This window comes from Ruegeria sp. AF3, assembly GCF_056536285.1.
This window is the reverse complement of record NZ_JBQFJM010000003.1, coordinates 66,010-90,909: the sequence shown is the minus strand read 5'-3', so window position 1 is coordinate 90,909 and position 24,900 is coordinate 66,010. Positions and strand designations below refer to the sequence as shown.

At 59.1% G+C, this 24,900-nt stretch carries 19 protein-coding genes; 11 read left to right on the top strand and 8 right to left on the bottom strand.

The window, feature by feature from the left end:
- Positions 1–572 precede the first annotated feature (572 nt).
- The 4 genes from ACR3FC_RS20650 (at position 573) to repC (ending at position 5,050) form a co-directional block, all read left to right on the top strand.
- Positions 573–911, top strand: a complete 339-nt coding sequence (locus tag ACR3FC_RS20650; RefSeq protein ID WP_480478333.1) for a DUF736 domain-containing protein — start codon at positions 573–575, stop codon at positions 909–911.
- A 228-nt stretch (positions 912–1,139) separates the two neighbouring features.
- Complete coding sequence (locus ACR3FC_RS20645) at positions 1,140–2,495, top strand: ParA family protein (protein WP_480478331.1); 1,356 nt, start codon at positions 1,140–1,142, stop codon at positions 2,493–2,495.
- Positions 2,492–3,535, top strand: a complete 1,044-nt coding sequence (locus ACR3FC_RS20640; RefSeq protein WP_480478329.1) for a ParB N-terminal domain-containing protein — start codon at positions 2,492–2,494, stop codon at positions 3,533–3,535. Before ACR3FC_RS20645 ends, ACR3FC_RS20640 begins: the two co-directional genes overlap by 4 nt.
- Before the next feature lie 234 nt (positions 3,536–3,769).
- Positions 3,770–5,050: a plasmid replication protein RepC gene (gene repC / locus ACR3FC_RS20635; protein WP_027246246.1), complete on the top strand. Its 1,281-nt coding sequence runs from the start codon at positions 3,770–3,772 to the stop codon at positions 5,048–5,050.
- Between the two features lie 12 nt (positions 5,051–5,062).
- Here repC and ACR3FC_RS20630 read toward each other — a convergent pair whose 3' ends face one another.
- Complete coding sequence (locus ACR3FC_RS20630; protein WP_480478327.1) at positions 5,063–6,088, bottom strand: tyrosine-type recombinase/integrase; 1,026 nt, start codon at positions 6,086–6,088, stop codon at positions 5,063–5,065.
- 421 nt (positions 6,089–6,509) lie between these two features.
- On the opposite strand from ACR3FC_RS20630, the gene ACR3FC_RS20625 reads away from it, so the two are divergent.
- A complete protein-coding gene (locus tag ACR3FC_RS20625; RefSeq protein ID WP_297757218.1) occupies positions 6,510–7,463 on the top strand; it encodes a DUF1403 family protein in 954 nt (317 codons plus the stop codon).
- The gene (scpB, locus tag ACR3FC_RS20620) at positions 7,460–8,074 is read left to right on the top strand and encodes an SMC-Scp complex subunit ScpB (protein WP_297757221.1); all 615 of its coding nucleotides are present in this window, start codon (positions 7,460–7,462) and stop codon (positions 8,072–8,074) included. Before ACR3FC_RS20625 ends, scpB begins: the two co-directional genes overlap by 4 nt.
- On the opposite strand, the gene ACR3FC_RS20615 is transcribed toward scpB, so the two are convergent.
- The 3 genes from ACR3FC_RS20615 to ACR3FC_RS20605 form a co-directional block, all read right to left on the bottom strand.
- Positions 8,071–11,370, bottom strand: coding sequence for a DEAD/DEAH box helicase (locus ACR3FC_RS20615; protein ID WP_297757224.1), 3,300 nt, complete (start codon positions 11,368–11,370; stop codon positions 8,071–8,073). The two genes, scpB and ACR3FC_RS20615, sit on opposite strands and share 4 nt — an antisense overlap.
- Entirely contained in the window at positions 11,363–12,016 is a 654-nt protein-coding gene (locus ACR3FC_RS20610) for a hypothetical protein (protein WP_297757227.1), read from the bottom strand. The genes ACR3FC_RS20615 and ACR3FC_RS20610 overlap by 8 nt, the downstream gene beginning before the upstream one ends.
- 293 nt (positions 12,017–12,309) lie before the next feature.
- On the bottom strand, positions 12,310–13,740 hold the full coding sequence (locus tag ACR3FC_RS20605; RefSeq protein WP_480478325.1) for a Fic family protein: 1,431 nt from the start codon (positions 13,738–13,740) through the stop codon (positions 12,310–12,312).
- A 1,046-nt stretch (positions 13,741–14,786) separates the two neighbouring features.
- On the opposite strand from ACR3FC_RS20605, the gene ACR3FC_RS20600 reads away from it, so the two are divergent.
- The 5 genes from ACR3FC_RS20600 (at position 14,787) to ACR3FC_RS20580 (ending at position 20,935) form a co-directional block, all read left to right on the top strand.
- Positions 14,787–15,125 carry a DUF736 domain-containing protein gene (locus ACR3FC_RS20600; protein ID WP_027238685.1) on the top strand — a complete coding sequence of 113 codons (339 nt, stop codon included), beginning with the start codon at positions 14,787–14,789 and terminating at the stop codon, positions 15,123–15,125.
- 635 nt (positions 15,126–15,760) lie between these two features.
- On the top strand, positions 15,761–15,937 hold the full coding sequence (locus ACR3FC_RS20595) for a hypothetical protein (RefSeq protein WP_480478323.1): 177 nt from the start codon (positions 15,761–15,763) through the stop codon (positions 15,935–15,937).
- 526 nt (positions 15,938–16,463) lie between these two features.
- Positions 16,464–17,084 carry a helix-turn-helix domain-containing protein gene (locus tag ACR3FC_RS20590; protein WP_480478363.1) on the top strand — a complete coding sequence of 207 codons (621 nt, stop codon included), beginning with the start codon at positions 16,464–16,466 and terminating at the stop codon, positions 17,082–17,084.
- Complete coding sequence (locus tag ACR3FC_RS20585) at positions 17,077–19,005, top strand: relaxase/mobilization nuclease domain-containing protein (RefSeq protein WP_480478321.1); 1,929 nt, start codon at positions 17,077–17,079, stop codon at positions 19,003–19,005. Before ACR3FC_RS20590 ends, ACR3FC_RS20585 begins: the two co-directional genes overlap by 8 nt.
- Before the next feature lie 16 nt (positions 19,006–19,021).
- A complete protein-coding gene (locus ACR3FC_RS20580; protein WP_480478319.1) occupies positions 19,022–20,935 on the top strand; it encodes a type IV secretory system conjugative DNA transfer family protein in 1,914 nt (637 codons plus the stop codon).
- Between the two features lie 18 nt (positions 20,936–20,953).
- Here the strand turns inward: ACR3FC_RS20580 and ACR3FC_RS20575 are convergent, their stop codons facing one another.
- From ACR3FC_RS20575 to ACR3FC_RS20560, 4 genes are read right to left on the bottom strand one after another with little or no spacing between them, the layout of a single operon-like run.
- Positions 20,954–22,375 (bottom strand): phospholipase effector Tle1 domain-containing protein, encoded by a 1,422-nt coding sequence (locus ACR3FC_RS20575; protein ID WP_480478317.1) that lies wholly within the window; start codon positions 22,373–22,375, stop codon positions 20,954–20,956.
- A 3-nt stretch (positions 22,376–22,378) separates the two neighbouring features.
- Positions 22,379–22,978: an SLATT domain-containing protein gene (locus tag ACR3FC_RS20570; protein WP_480478315.1), complete on the bottom strand. Its 600-nt coding sequence runs from the start codon at positions 22,976–22,978 to the stop codon at positions 22,379–22,381.
- On the bottom strand, positions 22,968–24,296 hold the full coding sequence (locus tag ACR3FC_RS20565; protein WP_480478313.1) for an SMODS domain-containing nucleotidyltransferase: 1,329 nt from the start codon (positions 24,294–24,296) through the stop codon (positions 22,968–22,970). Before ACR3FC_RS20565 ends, ACR3FC_RS20570 begins: the two co-directional genes overlap by 11 nt.
- Positions 24,297–24,356: 60 nt before the next feature.
- Positions 24,357–24,599: a hypothetical protein gene (locus tag ACR3FC_RS20560; protein ID WP_480478311.1), complete on the bottom strand. Its 243-nt coding sequence runs from the start codon at positions 24,597–24,599 to the stop codon at positions 24,357–24,359.
- Between the last annotated feature and the right edge of the window lie 301 nt (positions 24,600–24,900).

Here is a 24,900-nt window from a genome sequence, read left to right as displayed (position 1 = left end):
GAGACGCAACAGAATTTGAGCAGGCCCGAGCTTTTGCCTGATCTTCCGAGTCGCATGCGTCGTTGCTCAGTTTCGCGATGCCATACGGGACATCCTCGAAGTTCGCAACGCGGCCGGGATTGAAGCCTTCGGGGACAGATACGCGTGTCCTCGCCCTGGCATTTCATCTTCTCCAGCCTGTCAGATCGCTTTCTGCTTGAGGCCCCTTGTGACTCGACCGAGGAACTGAATACGGGCCGGTGCCGCGTTGCGACGGGTCGTGGTGTGTGTCGAAAGATCAGGCGTGACTGTGCAAGGATCGCTTTGGCGTTCTTGACTGTCCGCTATTCATCCAGTTTCCTTCGCGGCCACAGCACTTCTCCCTTTGTCTGAGTTGCATGACATGCTGGTCGCAGCTGTCGTCCCGTCCACAAAGGTTGTCGCCGATCTTTTTCCCCTGTCCCTGCGGGCCATTCCGCGCGAGCCAAAAAGACCGGCGCCTGCCCCTCTCCGCTGCGCTCCGCCTTCGGTGTGGCCGGGCCTTGGCCAGCTGCAAGGTGACCATCATTGCAACGCGAACAAGGAGAAGAGCAATGACCACGAACTGCATCAAATTCACCAGCGCCGACATCAAAACCGCCAAAGGCGTCGGTTCCATCTCGACCCTGACCTTCGACCTCGACATCACGGTCAAGCCCGTCGCGAGCGCGAACCCGATGGCCCCCACGCACCGCGTCCTCGGCCGCTCCCCGCGCGGCAAGCTGGTCGAGTGCGGCGGCATCTGGAAGAAGCAGAACAAGGAGACCGGCGCCGACTACTACACGCTGACCATCCGCGACCACGGCTTCAACGCCAACCTCGGCAAGGCCGCCAACCAGGACGATCTGTCCCTGCAGGCCGTCATCCCCTGGGGCCCGAAAGACGCCGCCTAAGCCAAGGGCCAGACCGCTCCGGCGGTCTGGCTGCACCAGGCTCCGAGGTTTTTGCACGCGTGCAAAATCACCTCGGCGGTTCAGGTTGCTGTCCGTATTTTCAATCGGTGTAGCCCATATTGTGCGCCGGAAATCCTGTAGGCGTACAATATCTGTACATTTCCTCAAAAACCGTGCTATTTACAGCTCGGAGCGATTCCGTGAGAGAGTCGAAATGAGAGCGGTGTAATGGGCGGCAGTATAGAACAGTTCCTTCAAGAGCTCGAGCGGGGCCTTGGCAGGACCATGGTCTCGGTCAACAAGGAGTTGACGATGCGCGAGCGCATCAAGCGCTCTTGGTCGATGCGCCAATGTGCTCGCTTCCTGAACATTAGCCATCAGCATCTGACGAAGTTCGCTAAGGACAATGAGGATTTTCCTGCCGGCAAGCATGTAGGGCGCGAGCGTGTTTTCACCCTGACGGAGCTGATGCACATCCGGGCTTTGATGGCTGCCTCAGCAAAGCGGCCTGAGCATTTTCTTGCTTGGCGCAAACCCGACGATCCTTTGCCCGTTATTTCGTTTGCAAGTCAGAAAGGTGGCACGGCGAAGTCGCTTAGTGCTGCGCACTTCGCTCAGTACCTGAGTCTGCACTACGGCATGCGAGTCGGCGTCATGGACGCTGACCCGCAGAGCACGATCACGCTCTATTTTGTCGGCGGCGAAGAAATGCCAACTTTGCCAGATGACGAAACTCCGACGATGGTTGACTTCGCGGGGCTGTTTCAGACCGACGAATCCATCCCCTACACTGACTATGATGCGGAGACGCTTGACGGGTTTTTCAAGAAAACGTCCTGGCCGGGCGTGCGGCTAGTACCTGCGCATGGCGAAACCTCAGAAGGTGAAATTCAGATCGCGAGGTTGTTGCGAGCGGGCACCCCGGAAAAGCGGTTCTACAGATTCCTAAGAGACTCCATAGATCGTTGGAAAGAGGGGAATCCACCGGTCACCCGTCCGAATGAACTGGTGAGCAACGGTAGGGTTGACCAAGCGAAGCTTGAAAGTGCCCTCAACGAGACCTTGGACTGCATCATTATCGACTATCAGCCTGCGCTGACACTGTTCCAGCTGAACAATGTGATGGCGTCTACTTCGTTGATTATCCCGCAGACGATGAAGGGGTTCGACATTGCGACCTTGTCCACCTTTGTGACTGGTCTCCTCACCATGCTGCGCCACATTTTCGCGACGGATCGGATCGATATGGGCGGTGCGGCACATATGCTGTTGCCCACGATCGTGCAGAGAACAAATGAGCAAGATCTCACACAGGTCGGCAACCTGCTCGAAAACTGCCCAGATGAGGTGCTGCCCGTATTCTATCTTCGCTCCGATGCTATTTCGAACGCGTCGGACGTTTATCAGTCCGTCTACGAGTATGACCCAGATACGCCAGGCAAGCGAAAAGGCATCAACAGGTTCATCGAGAATGCTGACGCAGTGAATGACGCCATCGTCTCACGCCTCTGGCCTGGTCTTGAGCGTGGCTATGCCGAGGATTGGATGCAGAACTTCTACAATTTCGAGGAGGAAGCCGAATGAAGCGAACATTGAGCAGCTCGGTCCTCAAGAAAAAGTCCGCGCGCCCAGATGAGAATGTGTCTGCGGCTCCTGGATCTGGTGCAAGCGAACAGGTCCACGAAGACGAAGCGAAACTGGTTGGTGGGGTTAAGTCAAGACTGGGCGGCTCTGGTAGTGCTTGGAAGGCCGGAGCGCTTTCAGACGCCAGCCAGATGCTTCACGTTGAGCGCGCACAGGTCGTGGAGCGCATTCTCGCGGGTCGACATGAGTTGCAGATTGATCCGTCTCAGATCGTGGACGTGATTGGATCGGACCGGCGTGAAGATTGGCGCGACCAAGAGGCATTCGAGAAGCTCAAAGAGAGTATCGAGAAGAATGGTCAAGATACGCCCATTCATGTTCGGCCAGCGGATCCTGATTGGCGACCGGATGAACGTGAGCCCGAGAACGTAGAAGGCGTGACATTCCAGTTGATCGTGGGTCGGCGACGCCATGCGATCCTTGAAGCTTTGGGATTGCCTGTCCGCGCCATTCTGGTTCCACAATCCCATCGGGGTTCCCGTGAAGAGCAGTTCGAGATGCTATTCATGCGCTTCCGGGAAAATGAGGAACGTGAAAACCTGAGCGCTTTCGAGCGTCTGGTTTCGATAGGCGAAATGTTCGAGCGGCTACAAGATGCCAAACCGGACGAGAAGATAACTGCAACCGAGTTCGCCAAGCGTGTGGGTGTCCATAACAGCGCGGTATCACGTGGTCGCGCTGTCTATGCGGCTAGAGGTGAGATTTTGCACACGTGCAAAGATGTCTACGATCTCAGCCACCGTGACCTCGAAAAGGTTCTTGGCGACCTGACTAAAAAGCCGTCCAAGCCTGCAAAAAAGAAATCGCAGAGCCCAAAGAAACTCACGGTACAGCGAAAGATCGGTTCGCGGAAATTGAGTGTTACAGGGCAGGGCGGGAAGCTCTCGGTCGCTGCCACGGGGCTAACATTGGACGAGGACATTCTCAGAGGTTTGAGTGATGTCATCGCTGAGTACTTGGAGAAACACGGATCGAAGTAAGAGGCAGGAGCCGCGGAGACGGTCGTCTTCGATCCAAACGAGGTAAGAAACAGGAGCGGATATGCTTTGAGATAACGGCAAAAGAAAAGCCCCCAAGCTGAGGGCCTGAGAGCTTATCAAGATTAGTTTGGTCGCTATCAAGATAGTTCTCCGGCGAATCACTGTCAACAGCAACGCTCCTGAGCGAACGGGATTCTTTTGCCCTCCATCAAGCAGAGGAGGCGAGAACTATCCATGAAACATACAGGTTGGCGCAAGCCGACACCGGGTCTTGGCATTGCAGAGCAGCTTGCCCAAGCCGGTGAACAGGTGGCTGTACCCAAAACGCGGGCCTTCGTGGCCGTGAAGCGGGTGGGGGCCTACATCGGCCTCAAGGCCGGAGACATGATGCTCCTCGACACGCTCGGGGCGTTTACACAGGCTCAGGACTGGGAGGAGGGGCAGCGTCCGATCGTCTGGGCGTCGAACGCTTATCTGATGGAGCAGACGGGGTTTTCGCTCTCCGCGCTCAAGCGCCATGCGCGACGCCTGGCCGAGATTGGCGTGATCTCCTTCCAGGACAGCCCCAACGGCAAGCGGTGGGGCCGCAGAGACGCCGAGGGACGCATCGTCGAGGCCTATGGCTTCGATCTGTCGCCCCTGTCGGCGCGCGTCGAAGAGTTCGAGGAACTGCATGCCGAATTGCAGGCCGAACGTGAGCTCTGTCAGCGCCTGAAGCGCCAGATCACGGTTGCACGCCGTATGATCCGCGCTCGGATCGAAGCGGCCGTCAGCAGCGCGCTGCGCGGACCCTGGACGCAATTCACAGGTCTCTTCGAGGAGCTTCTGGACCGGCTTCCTCGCCGCCATGAAGCTTCAGAACAGCTTGAGCGGCTGCTAACCTGGTTCAAGGAGCTTCAGGAGCGCGTCGAAGCGGCCTATCTCAAGGCAACCGAGGTTGTTCAGCTTGTGGAAAACACCCCTGAAACCAAGGAACAAGGTTCTAAGAAAACTCAAGAAATGAACCCCAGGGAGGTCATTTCCGACCCTCATATACTAATTACAAACCAACTTAATCCTGTAACTCGTAATTCCTCAGAAAATGAGGAAGCCGCGGCCGTGGTGCCCAATGCTCAGCCCGAAGATCAGGTTGATAGGGAGCTGGAAGAGTGGGTGGCTGAAGTACGCAAGAAGCGCGCGGCACTGGATCTGCCCACAGTGATGCAGGCTTGTCCCGAATTCGCATCCTGGGCACGCAATATGGGCGGGTTCCTGAAAGATTGGGGCGATCTGCACCGGGTTGCTGGTCAACTCAGGCCGATGATCGGGGTGTCCGAGCATGCCTGGAACGTGGCACAGGACCGGCTGGGCAAACAGGTGGCGGCAGCAGCGCTGGCGCTTGTCTTCGAGAAGCATTGCGCGGGCGAAGTGTCCTCGCCGGGCGGATATCTGCGCGGCATGGTCGAGAAGGCCGGGGCAGGGGAGCTGCATCTCGAGCGCAGCTTCTATGGCAGGCTCAGTGGACAGGCGGCATGATGGGGCAGGGGGTCAGAGTCCGGCGGCCTTGGTCAGGTTCACGCGGAACCGGTCGCGGCGGCGCTGGTAACGGCGGGTCATCTCGGCCGAGGCGTGCCCGAGCTGTTTCTGGACATAGCGCTCGTCGACTTCGGCTGAACTCGCCAGACCGGCGCGCAGCGAGTGACCAGAGAACAGCGACAGGCGGTCCTTTTCGGGTAGCTCGGATCGGATGCCTGCGTCCATGACCGTACGCTTGATCAGGCGCGCGACGTGCTTGTCGGAGAGGCGCGTTTCCAAGGCCTTCTTGCCGTCCCGCGAGGTGCGCACAAAGACCGGGCCGATGTCGATCCGGGCGAAGTGCAGCCATTTCTCGAGCGCATGCACCGGGCAGGTCCGATCAGAGGATCCCCGGCCAATCTCAACCTCGCGCCAGCCGGTCTTGGCGTTGAGGGTGAGGATCGCGCTATCCTCGAGGACCTCGATCCAGCCGCCGCTGTCGAGGGTGTCGCCTTTGCCGTGATCGAGGGCGACGATTTCAGAGCGCCTGAGCCCGCCTGCGTAGCCGATCAGCAGGATCGCTCGGTCCCGAAGTCCGCGCAGATCGAGGGGCAGGGTGGCGACCATGGCGAGGATGTCCTCGGGGAGAATGGCCTCCTTCTGCACCGGCGGTCGGGCGTGCTTGCGTTTGACCCCCGCCAGGACCGAAGCAATGTGGCGGTTCTTGCGATCGAGAGTGAACCCCCGTTGCGCATAGTTCCATGCCAGACCTGAGAGGCGACGCTCGATGGTGCTGACCGAGAGGGCAGGGGATCCGCTCGTCGGCGCGGCCAGATCGGCCAGATACAAGCCGATCATCTCTGAAGACGGAGGTAGGGACTCCGCACCCTTCAGCCTGCACCAGCGCGCGAAGTGCTTCCAGTCGGCGGCATAGGCCTTGTTCGTGTTCTCGGCCGTCGAGGCTTTGGCGTAATCCCGAGCGGTGTCGACAAGGCGGTCGAGTGTGCCGGAACCGGCGACATGCACGGGCAGGGTAATCCGATCGTCATCCTCCCTCATAGTAGAACCTCTCTCGTTGAGCTAAAGGCCTTCGGTCGGACATGGGTGCGCGCAGGTCGACGAGAGAGCATGCCAAAATGCCAGGAAGCGTCCGAACCACCGCCAGTCTCACGAATACTGCTCCACCCAGTCTCACGAACCCCGACTCGAATTTGGTCCGCTTCAACTTGGTTTGGCATTTCGTCAGGAGTCCAGTGTTTGAGCTAAAGCCTTGTCCACCAATGAAATCCGAACGAGGTCGACGAGAGGGCCGATTTCGGGCGAGTCCAGTGATGAAACATGAGCTGAAGACCATGTTTCTGCGCATATCATTTTTACGTCCGATAATGCAAACTTATTGGACATGTCTGGGAACTGCAGAGTGGGGCGGTTTGCACACTATATGGTAGGCAAAAGCGCCGTCTTAAGATAGTCTTGTGGCATGACATATCAGCCCGCCACCATCTCTGACGACCTGAACACCCTACCGCGGCTGCCGGGCTGGGTCACCTCCGGACGTGCCGAAACCCCTGAAACTGTGGCCTTTCGGTCGGGGGCGGCACTGATGGCGCTCGACCAACTGATCGGCGATCCGAGGCATGGCGTGCCGGTGAAGCTCCTGGCCAACCGGCTGGCACTGAGCGCCGCAACGGCGACCTCGAAATTGGAAGGACGGTTGGCGCGAGAGGCGGACATCCGCGACGCTTTCCATCTGACGCCGCCAGGCGAAGCACGGGGTCCGGATGGCGATCTGTTGGCGTTCTGGCGCGAAGGCGTCCGGCTTCATGCAGGCCGGACGGGCGAGATCACCGACTTCGTTGGTGCGGAGTTCGCGGGCGAGGCGGGCGCTTGGCTCGACGTGGGATTGGAGCGCGCACGGACCCATGGTCCGTTGTCGGGTTGCGTCGCCGCCCTGCGCGCCGTGCTCGAAGTCGACGACCGGGCAGAGCGCACCGCCTGCCTGCTCTCGGACGTCGTCCTGGCGCGGACGCTGAACTGGAAGGAGGTTCTGCCGGTTTCGGCGCAGAGGCTGACCAAGACGGCGTTGCATGATCTGGCCGCGGTCGGGCAGGGGGGCGAGTTGGTGGTTCAGGCGCGGACTCTGGAAAGCATCGAAGAGACGATCCGAATGGCGCGGGACCTGGTCCGGCGAGCCGGTGCGCTTCACGCGATTGCGCCGAAGCTGCGGGCGAAAGGGTCGGGCGCTGCGGTTGATCTGTTCCTGACCGAGGATGCCGTGGCTCCGGCGTCGATGCTGTCGCCGCGTATTCGTGGAACGTCGATCCCCATGACTGACCGCGCCGCGCGGCGGTTTTGCGACCGGCTTGTTGAGTTGGGCGTGGCACGGGAACTGACCGGGAGGTCGACCTTCCGGCTCTACGGGATCGCATCATGACGGTCGCGACAAGAAAACGGAAACCGGCGGAGGAGGGCGGCGGCTTCTTCGATCGGGAGCTTGACGATCTGCCACAGGAACTGCGCTGGCGCGAATGGATGGGGCGGATCGAGGCGGTGCTCTTCGCCTCCGCCTCGCCGGTCGGCCGTGAGGATCTGGCGCGAGTGGTAGGGCAGAGGGCCTCGATCGAGATGCTGATCGAGGACATCCAGGCCGAGCTCACCGGGCGGCCCTACGAGCTGGTCCATGTGGCTGGCGGCTGGATGTTCCGGACGCAACCGCAGTTCGCCGATGCCATCAAGGCCGCCGCCGATCTGGGCGACCAGCCGCTCGCCTTCACCGAGATGGAGATGGGCGTGCTGTGTGCCATCGCTTATCACCAGCCGATCGACCGGGCAGGTCTGGCCGACATCTTCGGCAAGGAGGTCAGCCGCGATCTTCTGGCCCGGCTGCGGTACAAGGACCTAATCGCCAGCGGGCCGCGGTCGCCACGTCCCGGGGCGCCGCATACTTTTGTCACAACCGAGACGTTTCTGGTGACGTTCGATCTGCAGAGCCTGCGGGATCTGCCGGAACTGGAAGTTGTCGAGCCGTCCAATCTTGCTGGTTAGATGAGGTCGTCCAGATCTCGATTATTTAGTTCGCTATCAGAAGCGGACTCCACGCGTGCTTCCAATGCCTCTTGAGATTCACCGACCGCAGCCGGTTTGAGATAGGGTACGATATCTGCGAATTGTCGATGGACTTCACGCCGCGACCATTTGGCTGACCACATAAGTGATCCAAACGAGGCCATCTCAGCATTTGAAAATCCCCGCCTCACGCAACGATTGGCGAACGCCATCGCTGTACACGGTTCCGTCTTTTCCTCGGAATGCACGTTGACATGACCCTGAAGGATTTGAAGCGGCGCCCCCATGAGATGGGCGAGATCAGGAACAAGCCTAATCACGAATTTTCGGGCACTGGTAGAACGTTTTTTGTCGCGTGTTTTGTCTGAAAGCCGCGTCTGAATTTGCTTGAGCGGCGCGCCGTTCATCCAGTCCTGCAAGGCTGCGCGAATCTTCGGAAGAGAAAAGGATGCACGGGAACGATCATCTTTGAGCTTCTTGATTTCCGTTCCGAAGAGATACTCTAGGGTCTCCAACTTAACCAAGCGAACGAGGTATTGCGGTCTAACCATCAGCCACTCAAAGACCCAATCGCACAGGCTGTCGACTGTTTCGAAGTTTCGAAAACCGTGCATGTCGAGCGCCTTTGACATGTCGTCCAGGATATCCTCCGGCAACCCCAACATGGATGCAGTGTTGCGCAAAGACAGTTGCTCTACGGGCAATTCTCCGTCATCACTCTTCAGCAGTGAAAGGGCTGCGGAGGTTCTGCTCTCAACCCAGTCTTCATCCGCATCGTGACGTTTACGATAAGCCGCGAAGCTCCTCGCGAGGCCAAGTCGTATGTCTACTTTTCCATCGTCGCCTTGATCAGTTTCAGCCAAGCGCGCGACGACGTAGCGCTCCAGGTCACCGATGTCTGTTGCGCTGTCGTGGATGCGGTCCATCAGGGCCGTGAATGGATCGTCCAATACCAAACACTGATCGGTTTGCCCAAATATGTCTCGCAGCCTACTCCATCTTGAACCGATCCTGTTCTCTGCATCGTCCAGGCCAACGACCTGGCCTGGAATGACTAGAACGATACCGGTTGCGCTTTCACCGGCCCGCCCGGCACGGCCGGCTGCGTTCAGCAGGTCCTCTGGATTCAAAAGGTCCTTTCGACCGGAAGATGCGTCGAACTGGCTGTCCTCCGCAATGATGACCAGGTCCGCAGGCAAGTTCATACCCTGGCCGAGCGTCGGGGTTGCTGCGAGCACCGCCAACGCACCCTGGCGCTTGTACAGTGCCTCCACCAATTGGCGCTCCTCAGGAAGCAATTGTCCATGGTGGGTCGCAGCCTGGGACGCCAATTTTCCGCCCACAAGAGTCAAGTACAGCTGATCAGCACCACCCATTTCATCGACGGAAATCTCATACAGACGCTGCTCAGTTTCAGTCAGTTCGACACTACACTCATCAAGTGCTGCCCCAGCCTTTTCTGATATAGAAAAGGCATTCGGTATGGATTGAGAAAAGACGAGAGTTCGTAGCCCTGCTCCGGCGGCTGCAGCAGCGACTGAAGATGCAACGACACCGGAGTTGGGCGTCACTTTCCAGAACTTGTTTGTCGAAAGCTGAAGTGCTTCGTTCAAGAGTGGTACAAGAGCATAGTCGCGGCGAACCTGTGACGCCCATGTCTGCTTCACGCTGAAGAACGCGTTTGGTTTTGCCGTCAGCTTGCGCTTTACCGCAGCAGGAACCCCCGCAGTGGAGCTTTTTGCGCGAGCATTCCGCAAGAGTTTTCGCAGGTCAGCAAGTCTCTTTTCATCGTAAACGACGCATCCTCTTAGTTGCCGGGTTGGTTTCCATGCATTGTCGAGAGCAAGAGAGTTTCTACCTGTCAGCTCCGCCAGCCAACCGCTCAGTTCATATGTGTTCTTCATCATAGCCGACATCAGGACGATATCGGCGTCCGGTACGACGCGGGTAAACCCCAAGATGCATAGCATCGCGTCGATTGCTCTCCGGTCTCCGTCAGTGCTCGGATGCATCAGATGACATTCATCGAAGATCAAAAGACCGACGTCATCAAACCGCTCTGGTTCCATATGACTGGTAAGGAGACAGGCTTCTGGAGTCATCACCATGACGTCCGGCAACTCGTCGCTATCCCCAGAAAACCCGAATTCGTCCATACGTTCACCGCGAACGGTTGCCCGCGGAAATGCACCGCGCAGGTCCCGTGCTGTCTGATCAACGAGAGCGTGCGTAGGAGCTAGGAATACCGCCTTGCGCCCGGACAACAAAGTTGCATGAATTTTGAGTTGTGCGGTCGTAGACTTCCCGGCCCCAGTGGGGAACCCTATCGCAGCAGATGTGCCAATCTTGAGGTACCCTTGGGCGACGGCGTCCTTGTGATTACGCCACAGATACGGGCGCGTCTCGGCAACCGTTTTCATGGCCTCGGTCCAACGATCCTCAGGTACGCCATCCGGAGGCGGTAGGTTGACGACGGCGCTTTCCATCAGGGCAGAGCCTGCAGCGATCAAGAGACTGGCCAAATGGAACGGTCCGGGAAAGACAGCGATTGCACCTTCGGGGAATGTATCCTCCAGATCTGATGCGCCGGCGGCGAGCGACTTTACTTCAGAGAAGACTGCAATTGGATCGACCATCCCCCTCACTCGACGCCCTTGCAGCACGAAGGCCAAGGCTCGAACACCTCGCAAGAGTCGATAGTAGAGCGCTGCATTGGCTCGCTCGCCACCGGTACCCGAGACGAGTCGGTCTTGGGGCGGTCGCTTTCGATTCCGAATACGACCAACTTGTCCTTTTGCGAGCATGATCAAGTGAAGAATCAGTTCCGACTGCAGCCAATCGCCGCTCGGGATGCGGATAGAGTCTGCCACCTCAGCAGCGTCCGCCGATGCCCCGGCTACCAAGAACAGGAGCATTGCCGAAACATCCGGACTGATCGCATTCGGCGATACAAATGAAACTGGCTGGTCCGAGTCCCGTAGAGCGATCGCTTGATGAACCAACTGATAAGCCGTTGCGGCAACAAAGCCTGCCGCTGCCCGGTTTTCTCTATCGGGATTAATGGCTACCAAAGCTTCATTGGTCTGCGCCAACCGGCGTGCAAATCGAATTGTGTCCTCGAGAAGCTCTTCCCCATTTTCACTCTCGCGAAGCAGTACCCTTGCCGATACGATCTCGGCGAAAGCACGTGCAAGACGGTCAGGCAAACCTTCGCGGTCCAGGTCGGGCAAGTCTGGGGTGGACCTGATGAGTTCGGACGTTGCGGGATCATACATTGGCTGCCGCCTCCGCACTGTCGATCTTGACGAGCGCTTTCTCCGCTACACAATCTATCCAGTCGCGAACGTCTTCTAAAACTAAGGTTTCGGCGCGCCGGCGTGCTACGTCGCCCAGTACAGACTTCTCATACCCTTTGAACAAGCCCTTGCGTCCCTTTGCCGATGCATATTTGCCACCAACGGTCACCGCCACGCGGTATGCCCGTTTTTCATTCCATAGAATATCGGCAACAGTCCCGTCGGGGTCTGGGTCTCTGGATACCTGAAGTAGCGAAGTTACCGACGCAATGAGTTCGTTGTCTCGTCCGCCTGTTTCAAACTGCTCAAACTCCGGCCAGACCTTTGATTTAACTTGGTTCCGAGGGTTCTTGGTCGCCTTCTCTTCGCAGATGACAACATGGGCAATGCCGTCGCTGTCGAATTCAATAATGAGGCCATCCAACCCTTTGTCCGCTTTAATCATCTGTGGAGCCCGTATGAGAGCCTCATCGTCGAAACGGTGAGCGGCGATCCACGCAATGACCTGAAAAACCCAACCATCCCGATGGTAGGTCTTGTCGCCAGTGCCGACGGTCAAAAGCTTTCGCGCACCTTCGAAACCGCCTTTGGGATAGCGCGCGGGCAAATCGCCTGTGGCGCGCAATATGCGCTCCACTGTTCGCGACTGACCTATTGCGACGCGGGCCAGGAGCTCAGCAAGCTGGTCCTCGTCCTCAATCGTCCAAGTGGAGCCCGACCAACAATCTTTCTGCCGTATTGGGGTTAGGGTTACTGGCATGAGCTAGACGCGCAACTCAGCGATGTCGATCAGGCTTGGCGTCTTAATGGTAGCTGCAGAATGAGTGTTTCTCATCGTCGGACTCGCTCAAATGTAGAACTTGAATGGCTGGCGTTCGGCGTCATTGGCGCTTCCCATGACCAGAACATATTTATTTGTCATTGCGCTGCCCTTGTCTCGGCCAGAAAAGCTGCAAACGGTCGAATATCTTCCCTCACGCTCGCTGTCTCTAAAGCGGCCATGTAAGCCGCGCGCTGTTCGAGCTTGATGACTGTCCATGGTTGCCCGGCAGCGGCCATCATGACGTTCATCAGAAAGCGCGCTATTCGACCGTTCCCGTCCAGGAACGGATGGATAAATACGAAGATGAAATGTCCAAGGACGATCCGAACAGTCGGGTCATCTTCCGCCTTGAGTAGGTCGAAGAAGACCGGCATGCAGTCTCGAACTGCCTCAGGACTCATTGGTACATGCTGGGATTGCCGAATGTACACTGGGGACGATCGGTAGCCTGCCAGTTGGGAGGCCTTCAGGATGCCCGCTGTGACAGACGGTGCGAACAGGTTGCGATACCAATCACTCAGATCGCGTTCAACAACCTCGCCGGCATCAGCACCCTCCAGAACTGCCCGAATGCTTTCCTTCACTCTCTGAAATGCTTCCCAATATCCACGCGCTGCAAGGGCGTCTTTCAGCGCTCGGTCTTGCTCATCTGTTTCTGGGTTCCAGGTTCCCGAACGCACTTTGTCAATCAGTTCCGGCGAGACACGATAGCCCTCAATGGAGAGCGAATGATACGCATCCGTGACATAGATTTCGTCGATCTGCTTGAGATAGGCGTCGATGTCATTGGTGATGGGTTGGGCCTTTGGAAAGAGATCAATAACATCGTCGCGCATGCTCTCCCACTTCAAGCGGATGCGATGCACGTGGGGCGAGGTGATCCGCCCGGCGTTTGGCACAAGAATCGACTGCTCAAAGGGGTTGATCTCGCGAACGTCATGCGAAGCGGCTTTCATCGCCGCAAGAATTTCGTCTGCGACCTTTTCGGACCCGATGCTTCTAAAAGCACCAGCAAGCCTGCCGGCCGCTCGCGTGTGCCCCCCGTCCAACAGCTTGCCAAGAAGCCGTGAGGCATCCGGCATCATCGCAAGCACAGTGCGCGCTTCTGTCGGATGGTTTTGAAAGAAGACCTCGGGAACGAGGATTAGGGCATCCTCGACGGAGAATAGTCGTAAATTGTCGACGATTTCGAGCGCCTCATCTGACGCGATCGTTGCGCGCGTCTCAAAAAGCGACGTGTTGTGGGGCAGATCGGTCTTAGAGTTTCCGCCCTTGACCGCTCTTACCAAAAGCTGTGCAGGAACTGTCGTGTTTCCAGCATGTATGATGAGGGACTGTTCAGGAGACAGAGACCAGTCAGTGCCAAACCGATCTGACAGGTATTGTGCGCAGAACCCCCAAAACGATGTGTACCATGCTGTGCTCTCACCGGCGTTTTCATCGGGGCGTGATGGGATGTACCAGCCCTTCATGACTTCCTTCAGGAAGCCAGCCTTCAGCAGCCGTTCGCGGTGAGTGCGTGACATGTCTTTGGAGCGAATGGCAATCGAACCACCAGACTGTAGTGTCTCGAGCTCTTCCAAGGAGCTTGCAAGCTTCTCTGCGGCACTCGGCATAATTATTCGGCTCCGTTCGAGATTTAGGTTTTAGCGTCGTACATGATTTAGGTGTATGTGTCGAACGATCTTTAGGGTTTTGTGATGCGCAAACCTTAGGTTTTAGTGTTATTGGCCCCTCCTGCCCTTTGGTCAGGACCGCGCCCTACTCGGTCGGCTGCGCGCAGCCGCCCTCCCCGAGCTGAACCGCCGCCTCTCCCTACGACGTGCTGCTGGCCATGCCGTCTCCTCCGGAGCCAACCCGACCAGCCGTCGCATGGTCGTGGCAACGCTTCATCTCGGCCGTTCCGGTTACGGTCGCTGGGGCGGGCGCGTGACATCATTGATCTCGTACCTCGCGTCTCGGCCGGTATTGCTCCTTGCTTTGCCGGACGTGCTGCGCAGCCCCGTCATCAAGGGTCGCAAACGGCGTTCCACGACCGCCGGATTGCATTGACCGCAGCTGGCATCAGGCCAGTGATGGTCGTGCTGCGCGGATTGCAGAATATCGGTCTGCCGTAGAGGGTTCGTTCGAAATCCGGGTGAGCCGAGCACGGTGTCGAGGCTTCGACGGTCTGCCTGCTGCTCTTCCAGACAACACGCATCACGGTGCCACGGAAACCAGCCGTCGCGGCACGTGAGGCAGGGTCAGGCAAAGCTCTGCCTAGTCCGAGTGTGGATCGGGGCAAGAGGGCAAGAAGGGCGCGCGCCCTTGACATCTTCGACGGCTGTTCCTCCACCTTCCTTCGCGGCCACTGCACTTCTCCCTTTGTCTGAGTTGCATGACATGCTGGTCGCAGCTGTCGTCCCGTCCACAAAGGTTGTCACCGATCTTTTTCCCCTGTCCCTGCGGGCCATTCCTCGCGGAGCAAAAAGATCGGCGCCTGCCCCTCTCCGCTGCGCTTCGCCTTCGGTGTGGCCGGGCCTTGGCCATCTGCAAGGTGACCATCATTGCAACGCAAACAAGGAGAAGAGCAATGACCACGAACTGCATCAAATTCACCAGCGCCGACATCGAAACCGCCAAGGGCGTCGGCTCCATCTCGACCCTGACCTTCGACCTCGACATCACGGTCGAACCCGTCGCAAGCGCGAACCCGATGGCCCCCACGCACCGCGTCCTCGGCCGCTCCCCGCGCGGCAAGCTGGTTGAGTGCGGCGGCATCTGGAAGAAGCAGAACAAGGAGACCGGCGCGGACTACTACACGCTGACCATCCGCGACCACGGCTTCAACGCCAACCTCGGCAAGGCCGCAAACCAGGACGATCTGTCCCTGCAGGCGATCATCCCTTGGGGTCCCAAAGACGCCGCCTAAGCCAAAGGCCAGACCGCTCCGGCGGTCTGGCTTTTTCTCGTTCCGGGGAACTCGCTCCGGGCGGGCGCACTATCGGTGTCCGAAAGAACGCGGCATATTTCGGACGCGGAGGCAGAGCCGGGTCGTCAGGCAGGTTCGGTTGCTGATGCGGCTCCGATCTCTTTGTTCAGTGACAGCGTGGATCGCGCCAACCCGAGGCGGAACCGAAAGATAGCCGGGAGACCTGGGAGCCCACTGAGCGAGGCAAGCGCACCCCTTCTCTCAGTCGAGCAACCCGTGCCTTGGTCGTCTTGGCGAAGCTCCCTGGGGCGGCGAACTCGCCCTGCGCCGTAGGCAACGAAATCGCAAATCAACGTCATGCATCCCGGGGCAACGTCTCACGTCAGGGTCACCGCCGCGCGCCTTTCCGTCGACCTGTTGGCCTTAGAGATCGCTAGCCCGGGGTCGAGCGGTCGGCAACGCCGGGGTCAGGTTTCTGGGCGGCTGACGCCTTAAGCGCTGCGGTGCACCGCTCACAACAAACCTGCCCCCGGCGTGCTCCATTTCATTCCGCCCCGTTCCGGGTGCAGCCCGCTCTCATACCCCCGGTCTTTTCCACGATCCGTCCAACGACGATCAACGGAAAGGATCACACCATGACACTCGAACAATCCATCGACCTCGCTGAACTGCAAGCCGACATGGCCTTCGATGCCTACCTCGCCGCCTTTGATGAAGACGCCCATCTCGAGACACTCGACAGCCTCGAGACCGAGGCTCTGATCGCCCGCAGCCGCTACGACGATCTGCGCAATCAGGGACTGGGTCACTGACCCAGATACCCCTGCGGGTCTTCGGATCCGCAGGGGTTTGACGCCGTCTCTCAGAAGCTTCGTGACGCTCGCAGAGGATGCGACCCGCGCCATCCAGCGCGGGCCGTTTTCGTCGTCTTGGCGCCCGATCCGTGACCGGCTCGAGCGTTTGGTTTGCCTTTCGTCGCGTGCGTCTTGAACACAAGTTTCGTAAGCCTTTTCGACCTGCTTGTCCTGCATCGATGAGGGTGGGACCCGCCCCGCGTCGCGCCGCGACGCGGGGTCTTGATGGCGTCTGATAGCCGCAAAAATACACAACATGCAAAACGTCATATTGCGCAATGTGAAGTATTGAAGTATAAGCGAAGGAGAGAAGAAAGACGTTGGCAGGATATGGCCAATGTTTGCACATTTTGTCCGAGGGGTATGACATGGGCGTTTCCCGCAAAGCTGAATGCTCCGCCGCACACGAACGCGATTGCAGGCAATCGCTGCCTCGCGCGCGACTGCGCATGCATCCATTTCTTTGAAGCGGGAGAACGCCCTAGTGCCGAGGCCAGCGAAAAACCTGAAGCTTGAAGAGCGCATCGAAGTCGCGCGGCGCTTTGCGGCGGGCGAAAGCGCGAAGGACCTGGCGGCGGCGTTCGGCATCTCTCCACGCCACGTGAACCGGCTCGCGAAAGAAGAGGCGGGCGAGGGGCTCGCGGTGCGCGATCCGAGTGAGACGGTGGCGTTCCGGGCAAGCCGATTCGAGCTCGATGCCTTCGACGCGGAGTGGCGCGCGCGGGGCTATGCCAACCGGTCACAGGCGCTGAATGCGGTGCTCCGCGGACGGTGCGGTTTCCTCGATGTACCCCGTGATCTGGTCGCGGAATTCTGCGCCGCATGGCGTCAGGCCAAGGATGTGAGCAACGCCGGATTGGTGCTCGCCAAGGCGGTCCATCGCGGTCGGTTGGAGGTCTCGGAGGCCGACCGCGCGGTGCTGATCGAACTGCTCGATCTGGCGCAGTCCATGAGCCGTGAGATGGGCCGGATGAAGGATGCGGCGCAGGTGCTGCGTCATCAGGAGTGGCCACAAAAGGAAGAAGGGCAGGGGGCGGATGGCGCGGTTCTGGAGGATGGTCCGCGCGCGATTGAGCGCGGATTGAGGCTCGTCAGGAATGGCTGATCCGCTTGCCCTCTACACCTCGGTCATGGGCCGGCTCTGGGAGGATGAGCGCATCCGGGGCCAGGCCGCGGCGCGGATCGACGCACGGCTGGCGGGGCGTCGGCAGGGGCGGAGTTTCGCGCGCGTCGGATCCATGTCGGCGCGCAACGCGCTGAAGGCGGCGTCGGGGCAGAGCCGCGCGGCGGTGTTCAAACGTATCCGGGCGGGAGGCTGCAAGACGCGTGCTTCGCTTGGGGCGCAGCTCTCCTACATCAACGACAAGGCGGTCTACACCTACTCGACGATGACCAATGCGCTGACCGATGCGGCGGTGCTTTCTGAGGAGCAGAAAGTGGACATCATCGAGGACTGGGCCGGGACCTGGCGCGGCTCGACCAAGCTCGGTTTCACCTCGCACATGCTTCTGTCCTTCCCGACCGATGTGACGGTCGACGAGGTGCGCGACATCGCCATGGACTGGACGGAGCATTTCTTCGAGAGCGGGGAATATGGCGATCAGTGGGACTATGTTCTCGCGGTTCACGACGACCGAGACCACAAGCACGCCCACATCATCCTGAACAACCGCGGCGTCGAGAAGGGCACCTGGTTCTCTTGCTGGGCCGAGGGCGTGATGTCGCCGCAGCTCATGCGCGAGAAGCAGGCCGAGATCGCGGAAGGCTACGGCGTGATGCTCGACGCCACTACCCGGCTCGAGCGGGGCATCTTCGAGAAGCCCGCCGGTCTCGAGGAGATCTACCGCGCGAAGGAAGAGGCCCGCCTGCCGCGCGAGATCGTCATGACGGCCCAGGAATCCGCCGTCGCGCAGGCGCAGGTGGTGGGCTTCGCCAAGGACTACAAGACCCTCGCCGACCTGCTGGACCGGATGGACCAACGCCACATGGCCCGCGCTGTGCGCGGCATGGCGGACGGGCTTGGTTCGGGCACGCCGTGGAACTTCACCGAAGGAGAGATAGACATGAAGGACATCAAGACCGTCGGTGACGCGATCGACTATTCCGAGCGCACGATCGAGGCGCTCAGGCTCAAGGCCGAAGAACTGGACCCGGCCGAGCGCGCCGCCTTTGAGGCCAAGGCCGCGCCGATCATCGCGGACCTCTCGCAGATGGTCCCCGACCCGGACCTGCGCGCGCGCTTTGGCAAGCAGCTCGAAGAACCCTATCCGCCGGGGGCGGGCAGCGAGGTGCTGATCGCCGCGCTGCGGTCCGGCAATGACGAGGGGCTGCGCGACGTGCTCGAGCGCGCCGAGGAGGTGGGCATGGACAGCGAGGAGCTGGTGGCCCGGATCGCGGCGGGCGGCACGCGGAACTACGGCATGGCGCAGGACTGGGTCGAGCGCGACATGAACGCGGTGCTGGCGAAAGACGGCCTCAGCGTGGAGACCGCGAGTGACGACCAACTGGATGCCGCACTCGAGAAGGTCGATGGGGTGATGGACGCGCTGATGGAACGCGCCAAGGAACTGGGCGTCGAGATCGGGCGAACCCTCACGGACGAGGAAGAGGCGACACTGCCGCTCATCGACGAGGATGACCGGACGCCAAATCCCTACCTGCAGGACCTCGCCGACATGTTGCGGGACGGCAAGCTCACCGAGGAACAGGAAGAGACCGTCGAGCGGACACTGCAATTTGAGCTCTTCAAGGAGTTGGGTGAGGAGGGCCTGGCCGAACTTCGGCGCGGGAACTACGAGGTGCTGGATGCGGCCCTGCCGAGCAAGCTCGACCAGATCACCGTCACGCAGGAGTTCCTCGAGATGACCTTCGAGGAGACCGGCGACCAGGTCTTCGCCGACCGCGCCGCCGGGTTGCAGCAGGACAAGGCGACCGAGGTCGCGCGGCTGCGCGGCCAGCAGGAGGCGCAGGAGATGGGCCGTGATCTGGGTCGTGACCGCGGTCTCGATGACGAGATGGAATTCTAAGGGGGAGATGACAACCATGACCAAGACACTTCCCCTCTGGGCCGCGCTTCTTTTCGGTGTGATCTGCGGCGCCGTCATCGGCACCATCGTCGCCGCCTTCTACCTGACCCTGGCCCTGAAAACCGGGTTTCAGAGTTTCGACATGCTGGCGCTCTGGAAGGCCAGCGCCGGCACCCGCGCGGCGCACCCAGAGGCCTTCAAGGTGGGGTTTGGCGCCGTCGGGCTCAGTTCCATCGGGCTTGGCGCTCTGGCGCTGGCCTGGACGTGGAAGAAGGAGCGCGACGATTACGGCTCGGCCCATTGGCAGACGAAGCCCGAGCTGAAAAAGAACGATATGCTGCAAGCGCCTGGCAAGGGCTTCGTCTGTGGCAAGCTTGGCGCGCCGACCTCTAAGGCGGAGTTCATCTCCTCTACCACCATCCCCCATGTGATGATGGTCGCACCGACCCGTGCCGGTAAGGGCGTCGGCTTCGTGATCCCGAACCTTCTGAGCTTCGCGGGCTCGGTCGTGGTGCTCGATGTGAAGGGCGAGAACTTCGAGAAGACCGCGCGTTTCCGGGCACTCAACGGTGACGAGGTCTATCGCTTCAGCCCGTTTGACTGGGCCAATGCCACGCATCGCTACAACCCGCTCGCCCGGATCGCCAGGGCCCCGAGCTTCGCGCAGCGGTTCACCGAGGTCTCGATCCTCGCCGACCTCTTCCTCGACAAGGACAACAAACAACTCGACACTTTCTCCGAGGCCGGCAAGTCGATCTTTGTCGCCGCCTGCCTGCTGGCGATCCAGCGCGGCACCCCAAACCTTGGCGCGGTGAACCAGATCGTCGCCGGGGGTGAATACAAGAACGCGCAATACAAGACCTATGCAGACGAGGCCGAGGAAGACATCCTGCGCGAGCTCTGGACCAACGCGGCCTCTGCCTCGTCGCGGCTGCTGACCTCGAACATCCAGGCCCTGATGACCGCCGGTCTCAAACAGTGGGACAACCCGGCAGTGCGCTCGGCCACGCAAGACAGCGACTTCGATTTCTCGACGTTCCGGAAGACCCCGCAGTCGCTCTACATCGCGGTGTCCGAAGATCACATCGCAACACTCGCCCCGCTCCTGCGCCTGATGTTTGCCGACCTCATCGCCTCGATTCGCCTGAAGGAGCCGGGCCCGGACGAGCCCTGGCCGGTCATGATGATGATCGACGAATTCCAGCAGATGGGGGCGATGCCCTATCTGGAACGCGCGATCCATTCACTGGCAAGCTATGGCGGCCGCGTCGCGATGATTGCGCAGTCGCTGGCCTCGCTCGATCGGATTTACGGTCCCGAGGGCCGCGAAAGCCTCGAAAACGGGGCGGGGCTCAAGCTCTACATCACCCCGCGGGACCAGCGGACGGTGAAGGAAGTCTCCGCCGCCGTCGGCAGCACCACCCGCGAGGCCGTGACCCGCATGTATGGCCGCAACAAGGGATTCCTTGGCGCGACCTCGACATCAGCGCGGCTGGAAGAGCGGCCGCTGCTTTCCGAGACCGAAGCGCGCTTGATGGACCCCGACGAGGTGATCATCCTCGCCTCGCCCCAGCATCCGATCAAGGCGAGCCGGATCAAGTATTACGACGATCCGTTCTTCAAGGAGATGCTGGCCCGCCAGGAGGGCAAGCCCTTCCCCTATCCGCCAAGCGTGCAGGGCGTGGGGCCTTGGGGCGGCGACGGTGAAGACGAGGTCGGCGCAGACGAGCAGGCGAAACCAGCCGAACGCGCGCCAGTCCGGGACCGCTCGCAGCGCCGCGAAGCGCGCGCGATGAGCGTCATGGCGATGGAGGCGGGGCGTGGGCAACCGGAGCCGGAGACGCTCGAACGGGAAGCCGCCGTGCCGAAGGAATGGGAAGCAGCGCTCGATCGGCAGGAGGACTTCATCGAGGAATTGTTGGGAGGGTGAGCGCCGTCGATTAGTCCCCTATTCGTCGTAGTAGAATTTCAAGTCGCGTCGCTCTTTCAACTGGGCAGGTCGGTAGGGCTTAACCTCGCCACACTGGGCGACGGCCTTGGCTCGCATGCGCTCTTCGACTGAAGGATGGAGCGGGAAGTCGTCGCCAACTGCGCGAATTCCCTTCTTCCAGCGGATGCGGAGGGGGCCAAATGCTACCATCGCGTCTTCGCGGTGCTGCAAACCCAGAGGGTCAGGGGTGCGGTTCAAGACGTTCTCGTTGATCTGGATCGACGGCACGCAGTCTTTCAATTCGTCGACCATCCAATCGAGGGCGATATCGCTCAGGCGGGACTCTGCCTCGGGATAGCTTCCACCGATGTCGCTATGGCAGCCCGGGAACCAGACCTGCTTCAACCACTTCGGCTCTCGATCTTTGGTCTCAATCGCGGCCGCCTTGGATGCCCATCCGACCCTTGGAAAGTCAGCACGGTCTTCGTCGATCGCCATGGCGTGACGGGCGTGTTGGACATCGGGATCAAGCCACTTGTCGTAGTTGCGCTTGTTCCAAGCCGCGAAATGACCCGTCTTGAGAATCTGCGGCCAATCGGTTGGGCGCCATAGCTTCAGTTTGTGCTCGGGATCGTCAGAGAAATATTTGAAGTTGTCGAGCAACAGGGAACCAAGCTGCCAAAGAAGCGCTACTAGTAGGACGCCGAGTGGAATAACCAAAAGCCAAGACCACCCGAATGCAACGCCTGCGGCAAAAGCCGCTCCGACCCCGAACGTGACGCCCCAGACCAAGGTGCGGACAACTGCCGTTCGCAGTGATGCCACCGTATCGAAGACCCCAATGAATGTTGGCTGAACGTTTCCCTGATTGTCTTCGCCTACGAGAGGAAAGCTTGAATACTTCTTGCGAAACCGCTTGCCGAGCTCTTCACGGTTCTTGAAGTACGGATTTTGTCCACGGGGTTTTCCAGCGCCGTGATTATAGACAAATTTCACAGCATCTTTGGCGATCTTGCGCAGGCCGGGACCATGACGCGGCACCGGAGAACCATCCGGCATCTGCGTCGGGACACCGCAGAGGTTCATGACGTTTGCCAGCGCTCTGACCGTGTAGGCCCCCCGCGAGAACCCGAACAGCAACACGCGGTCGCCAGGTTCGTAGTGAGCGATAATCTGCTCGTAGCAATCGATGATGTTGTGATCGATGCCGGTGCCGACGGCGCTTTCAAGGATCGGCTTGATCCGACCGAAAAATCCGCCCCGTTCTCCCGTTCCCAAGCCAGGGTCGTAAAAGGCCACTTGGTCCTTCGGGCTAATTGGTGAATCTGGGCCGGGACGCATGGCTCGATACATCTTGTAGACGTTCGACAGCCGTTGATCCGGCCTGGCACCGCCCATTTGGCCGGTTCCGTCCGAGAATATGCAGATGTTCTTCGCCATGATTTAGCTTTTGCCTTCGCCCGGACGAATTTCGATTGGCTTGGGACGTCCGCCTGACCGTTTTAGGGAGAAAGGAAGAAAGCAGTCGATTTCATCGTCGGAAAATGTCATATCTTCCAGCTTTTTTAGTCGGTGTTGCGCTTCCCGGTATGCCTTACCGTCAGTCTGTGGTGCGCTTGCATAAAGGGCTGCGAGAGCCGCCTGAAGTTCATCACGGCGCTCGACTGCCGCTTCATGCTCAAGTCTAACGAGGTCCGTTAGAAGCGAAAGATAGCACTCGCGGACGTTCCAGAGCTTTGCAGCTGCGTCGCGGTGCTTTTGGGCGATGGCGCCTGGGTCGAAGTTTTTTAGGTAAGCGGCTACGAACAGCGTCAGGAAAGAGACCACGACGGTCGCGATCTCTACCCATTTCTGGTCACTTGCTATGACCCCGACTGCGCCGGCACTGGTAAGCGCTGAGAGCGCGATCTGGGCCATCTTGTATCTGCGCAAAGTAGCCGCGCAACGATCGGCCATACGTTCATGGGTCTTGTGGGTATAGACCACACGTCCGAAGCATTCCCTGACTTGGTCTTCAAATGCGATATCGTAGTCAGGCTGCATAGTCTTCGTCCTCGGCGTCTCGCACACGGATCGGTACACGGATCATGTCCCTTGCTATGACAACGCCACGGCTGACGGCGTAGCACTCGACGAGGTGATCGCCGCGGAAATTCGTCGTTTCTCGATGCTCGCCGCGTCCGTGGTCGCGTACAATCTGACCCCGGATCATATCGCGGCGCTCGGCTTCGTCACCTCGGTTCAGGACTTTCCAGTACAGCTCAATATCATCTGGCAGGTCCGATGTGTCGGAAAGAAAAAACCGAAGATCTTTCTGCGGTCGGAGGATACCGTACCCTTCTAGTAGCTCACGGAGCATCGTAGGGCGGAACCCATCCTGCGTAACTTCGCAGTTGATGCGAAGATGATGGCGAATATCGACACGGAACCTTTCTTCAACAAACTGTTCAGTGTCTCGAAAGACATGGGAATACGCTGCGGACTCTCCCGCTGCGCTCTTCGTCACAGGTGCTGGATAGGCATTGCCGAACACGTCACGCCACTTTTGGCGCTCATTCTTTTGACCGCTGGCCTCGATTGCCTTGACGCACAAGTCATAGGCCTTCTTGGCCTTCGTCTCGAAGCGCTTCTTGACCCGCACTCGTTGCCGACTACCCAATGCGGCGTATTCGGATTGCTTCGGTTGATCGGCCAGAAACTTGAAAAAATCCCGGCACATCCAGTCATAATAGTAATAGCTTCGATCGTCGTATTCGTCTGTCGATTCTAGGAAATTGTACGCCAAGGTATCGATCAACAGCCCACCCATGGCGACACCGTGTTTGTTTTTCCACGCCCTCGCCATTTTACAAAGTCGACGAAGATTGCGGTTCTTGCGCTTGTTGGCCTCGCGCATTTCATCAATTTCTGCCTGCGGCTTAGTGATCTTCCACGATCCGCCATTCGCGGTATCTGGGTATTTGTAACTACCATCATCCTGCTTGAACGCTGGCATCACTTCTATGTGGAAGTCCTTGTAAAGGACGCGAACAACCAAACGGTCCACACGTACCGTCGTAGACGGATAGCGACGCTTGATAGCTTCTTTGGTGTCTTGGAGTAGCTTGGTCTGACCACTGTTCTTATAGTCGTCCCATTTTCCGGCGGGCATGATGTAAATCATGTCCAAGTCAGACACACCCTTGATGGCGGTCCACCGTCCGTAGGATCCAACTTGGAGGCTGTTTGCTGTCTTGGATTCGGTATCTCGGAACTGCTTGTTAAGGGCAGCTGTAACCTCGCCGTACCGTAGCGAAATAGTTTCGGCGTTATCGACCTGGATGTTTTCCAAAAACGCTTTGAAATCGTCGGAAATGCTCATTTGACCTCAACTTCTCTTCTGGAAACACACACCAAGACCGCCCGATCGCAGGGCTTGGCCTCAGCTTGCGCCCATGATTTTCTTTGCTGCTGCGATGGCTTTTGGCGAACCTTCGACATTCCAAGTCGCCTTGCCATTTCGAACCTGCTTAGTGACCTTAACCGGTCGCCCTGTTTCGGGATCACGAAGGGATTGCAGGCGGCGCTCCACCTCGCCTTCGGCCTTGGCAAGAATATCCTTCTCGATGCCGTCAAAGAACTGTTGGCTCGAAATTTTGCGACCATTGCGTCTGAATTCTAGCATCTGCTCATTTCCCTAGTTCCCATGTTTTCTCCTGCATACGCTTCTGCCCATCTACTCCGCGAGGAGGTTTCCAAGGCGAAATTGCTATCTTTCGCGCACAGTAGTTTTCGGGTTGGCCTTCCCGTACTTCGCCGTCACAAAACGACCACTTACAGCGCTTCGGTAGCTCCCGCCCGTGGACCCACTCTTTCCGGGCGCCTCTAGGACAGTCGTCCGTGGATGCGATTTCCCGTATGCCTTCGTGACGTAGCGACCCGACTTCGCGCTGCGGTATCCGCCGCCACCTTTTCTCTGGTTTGCC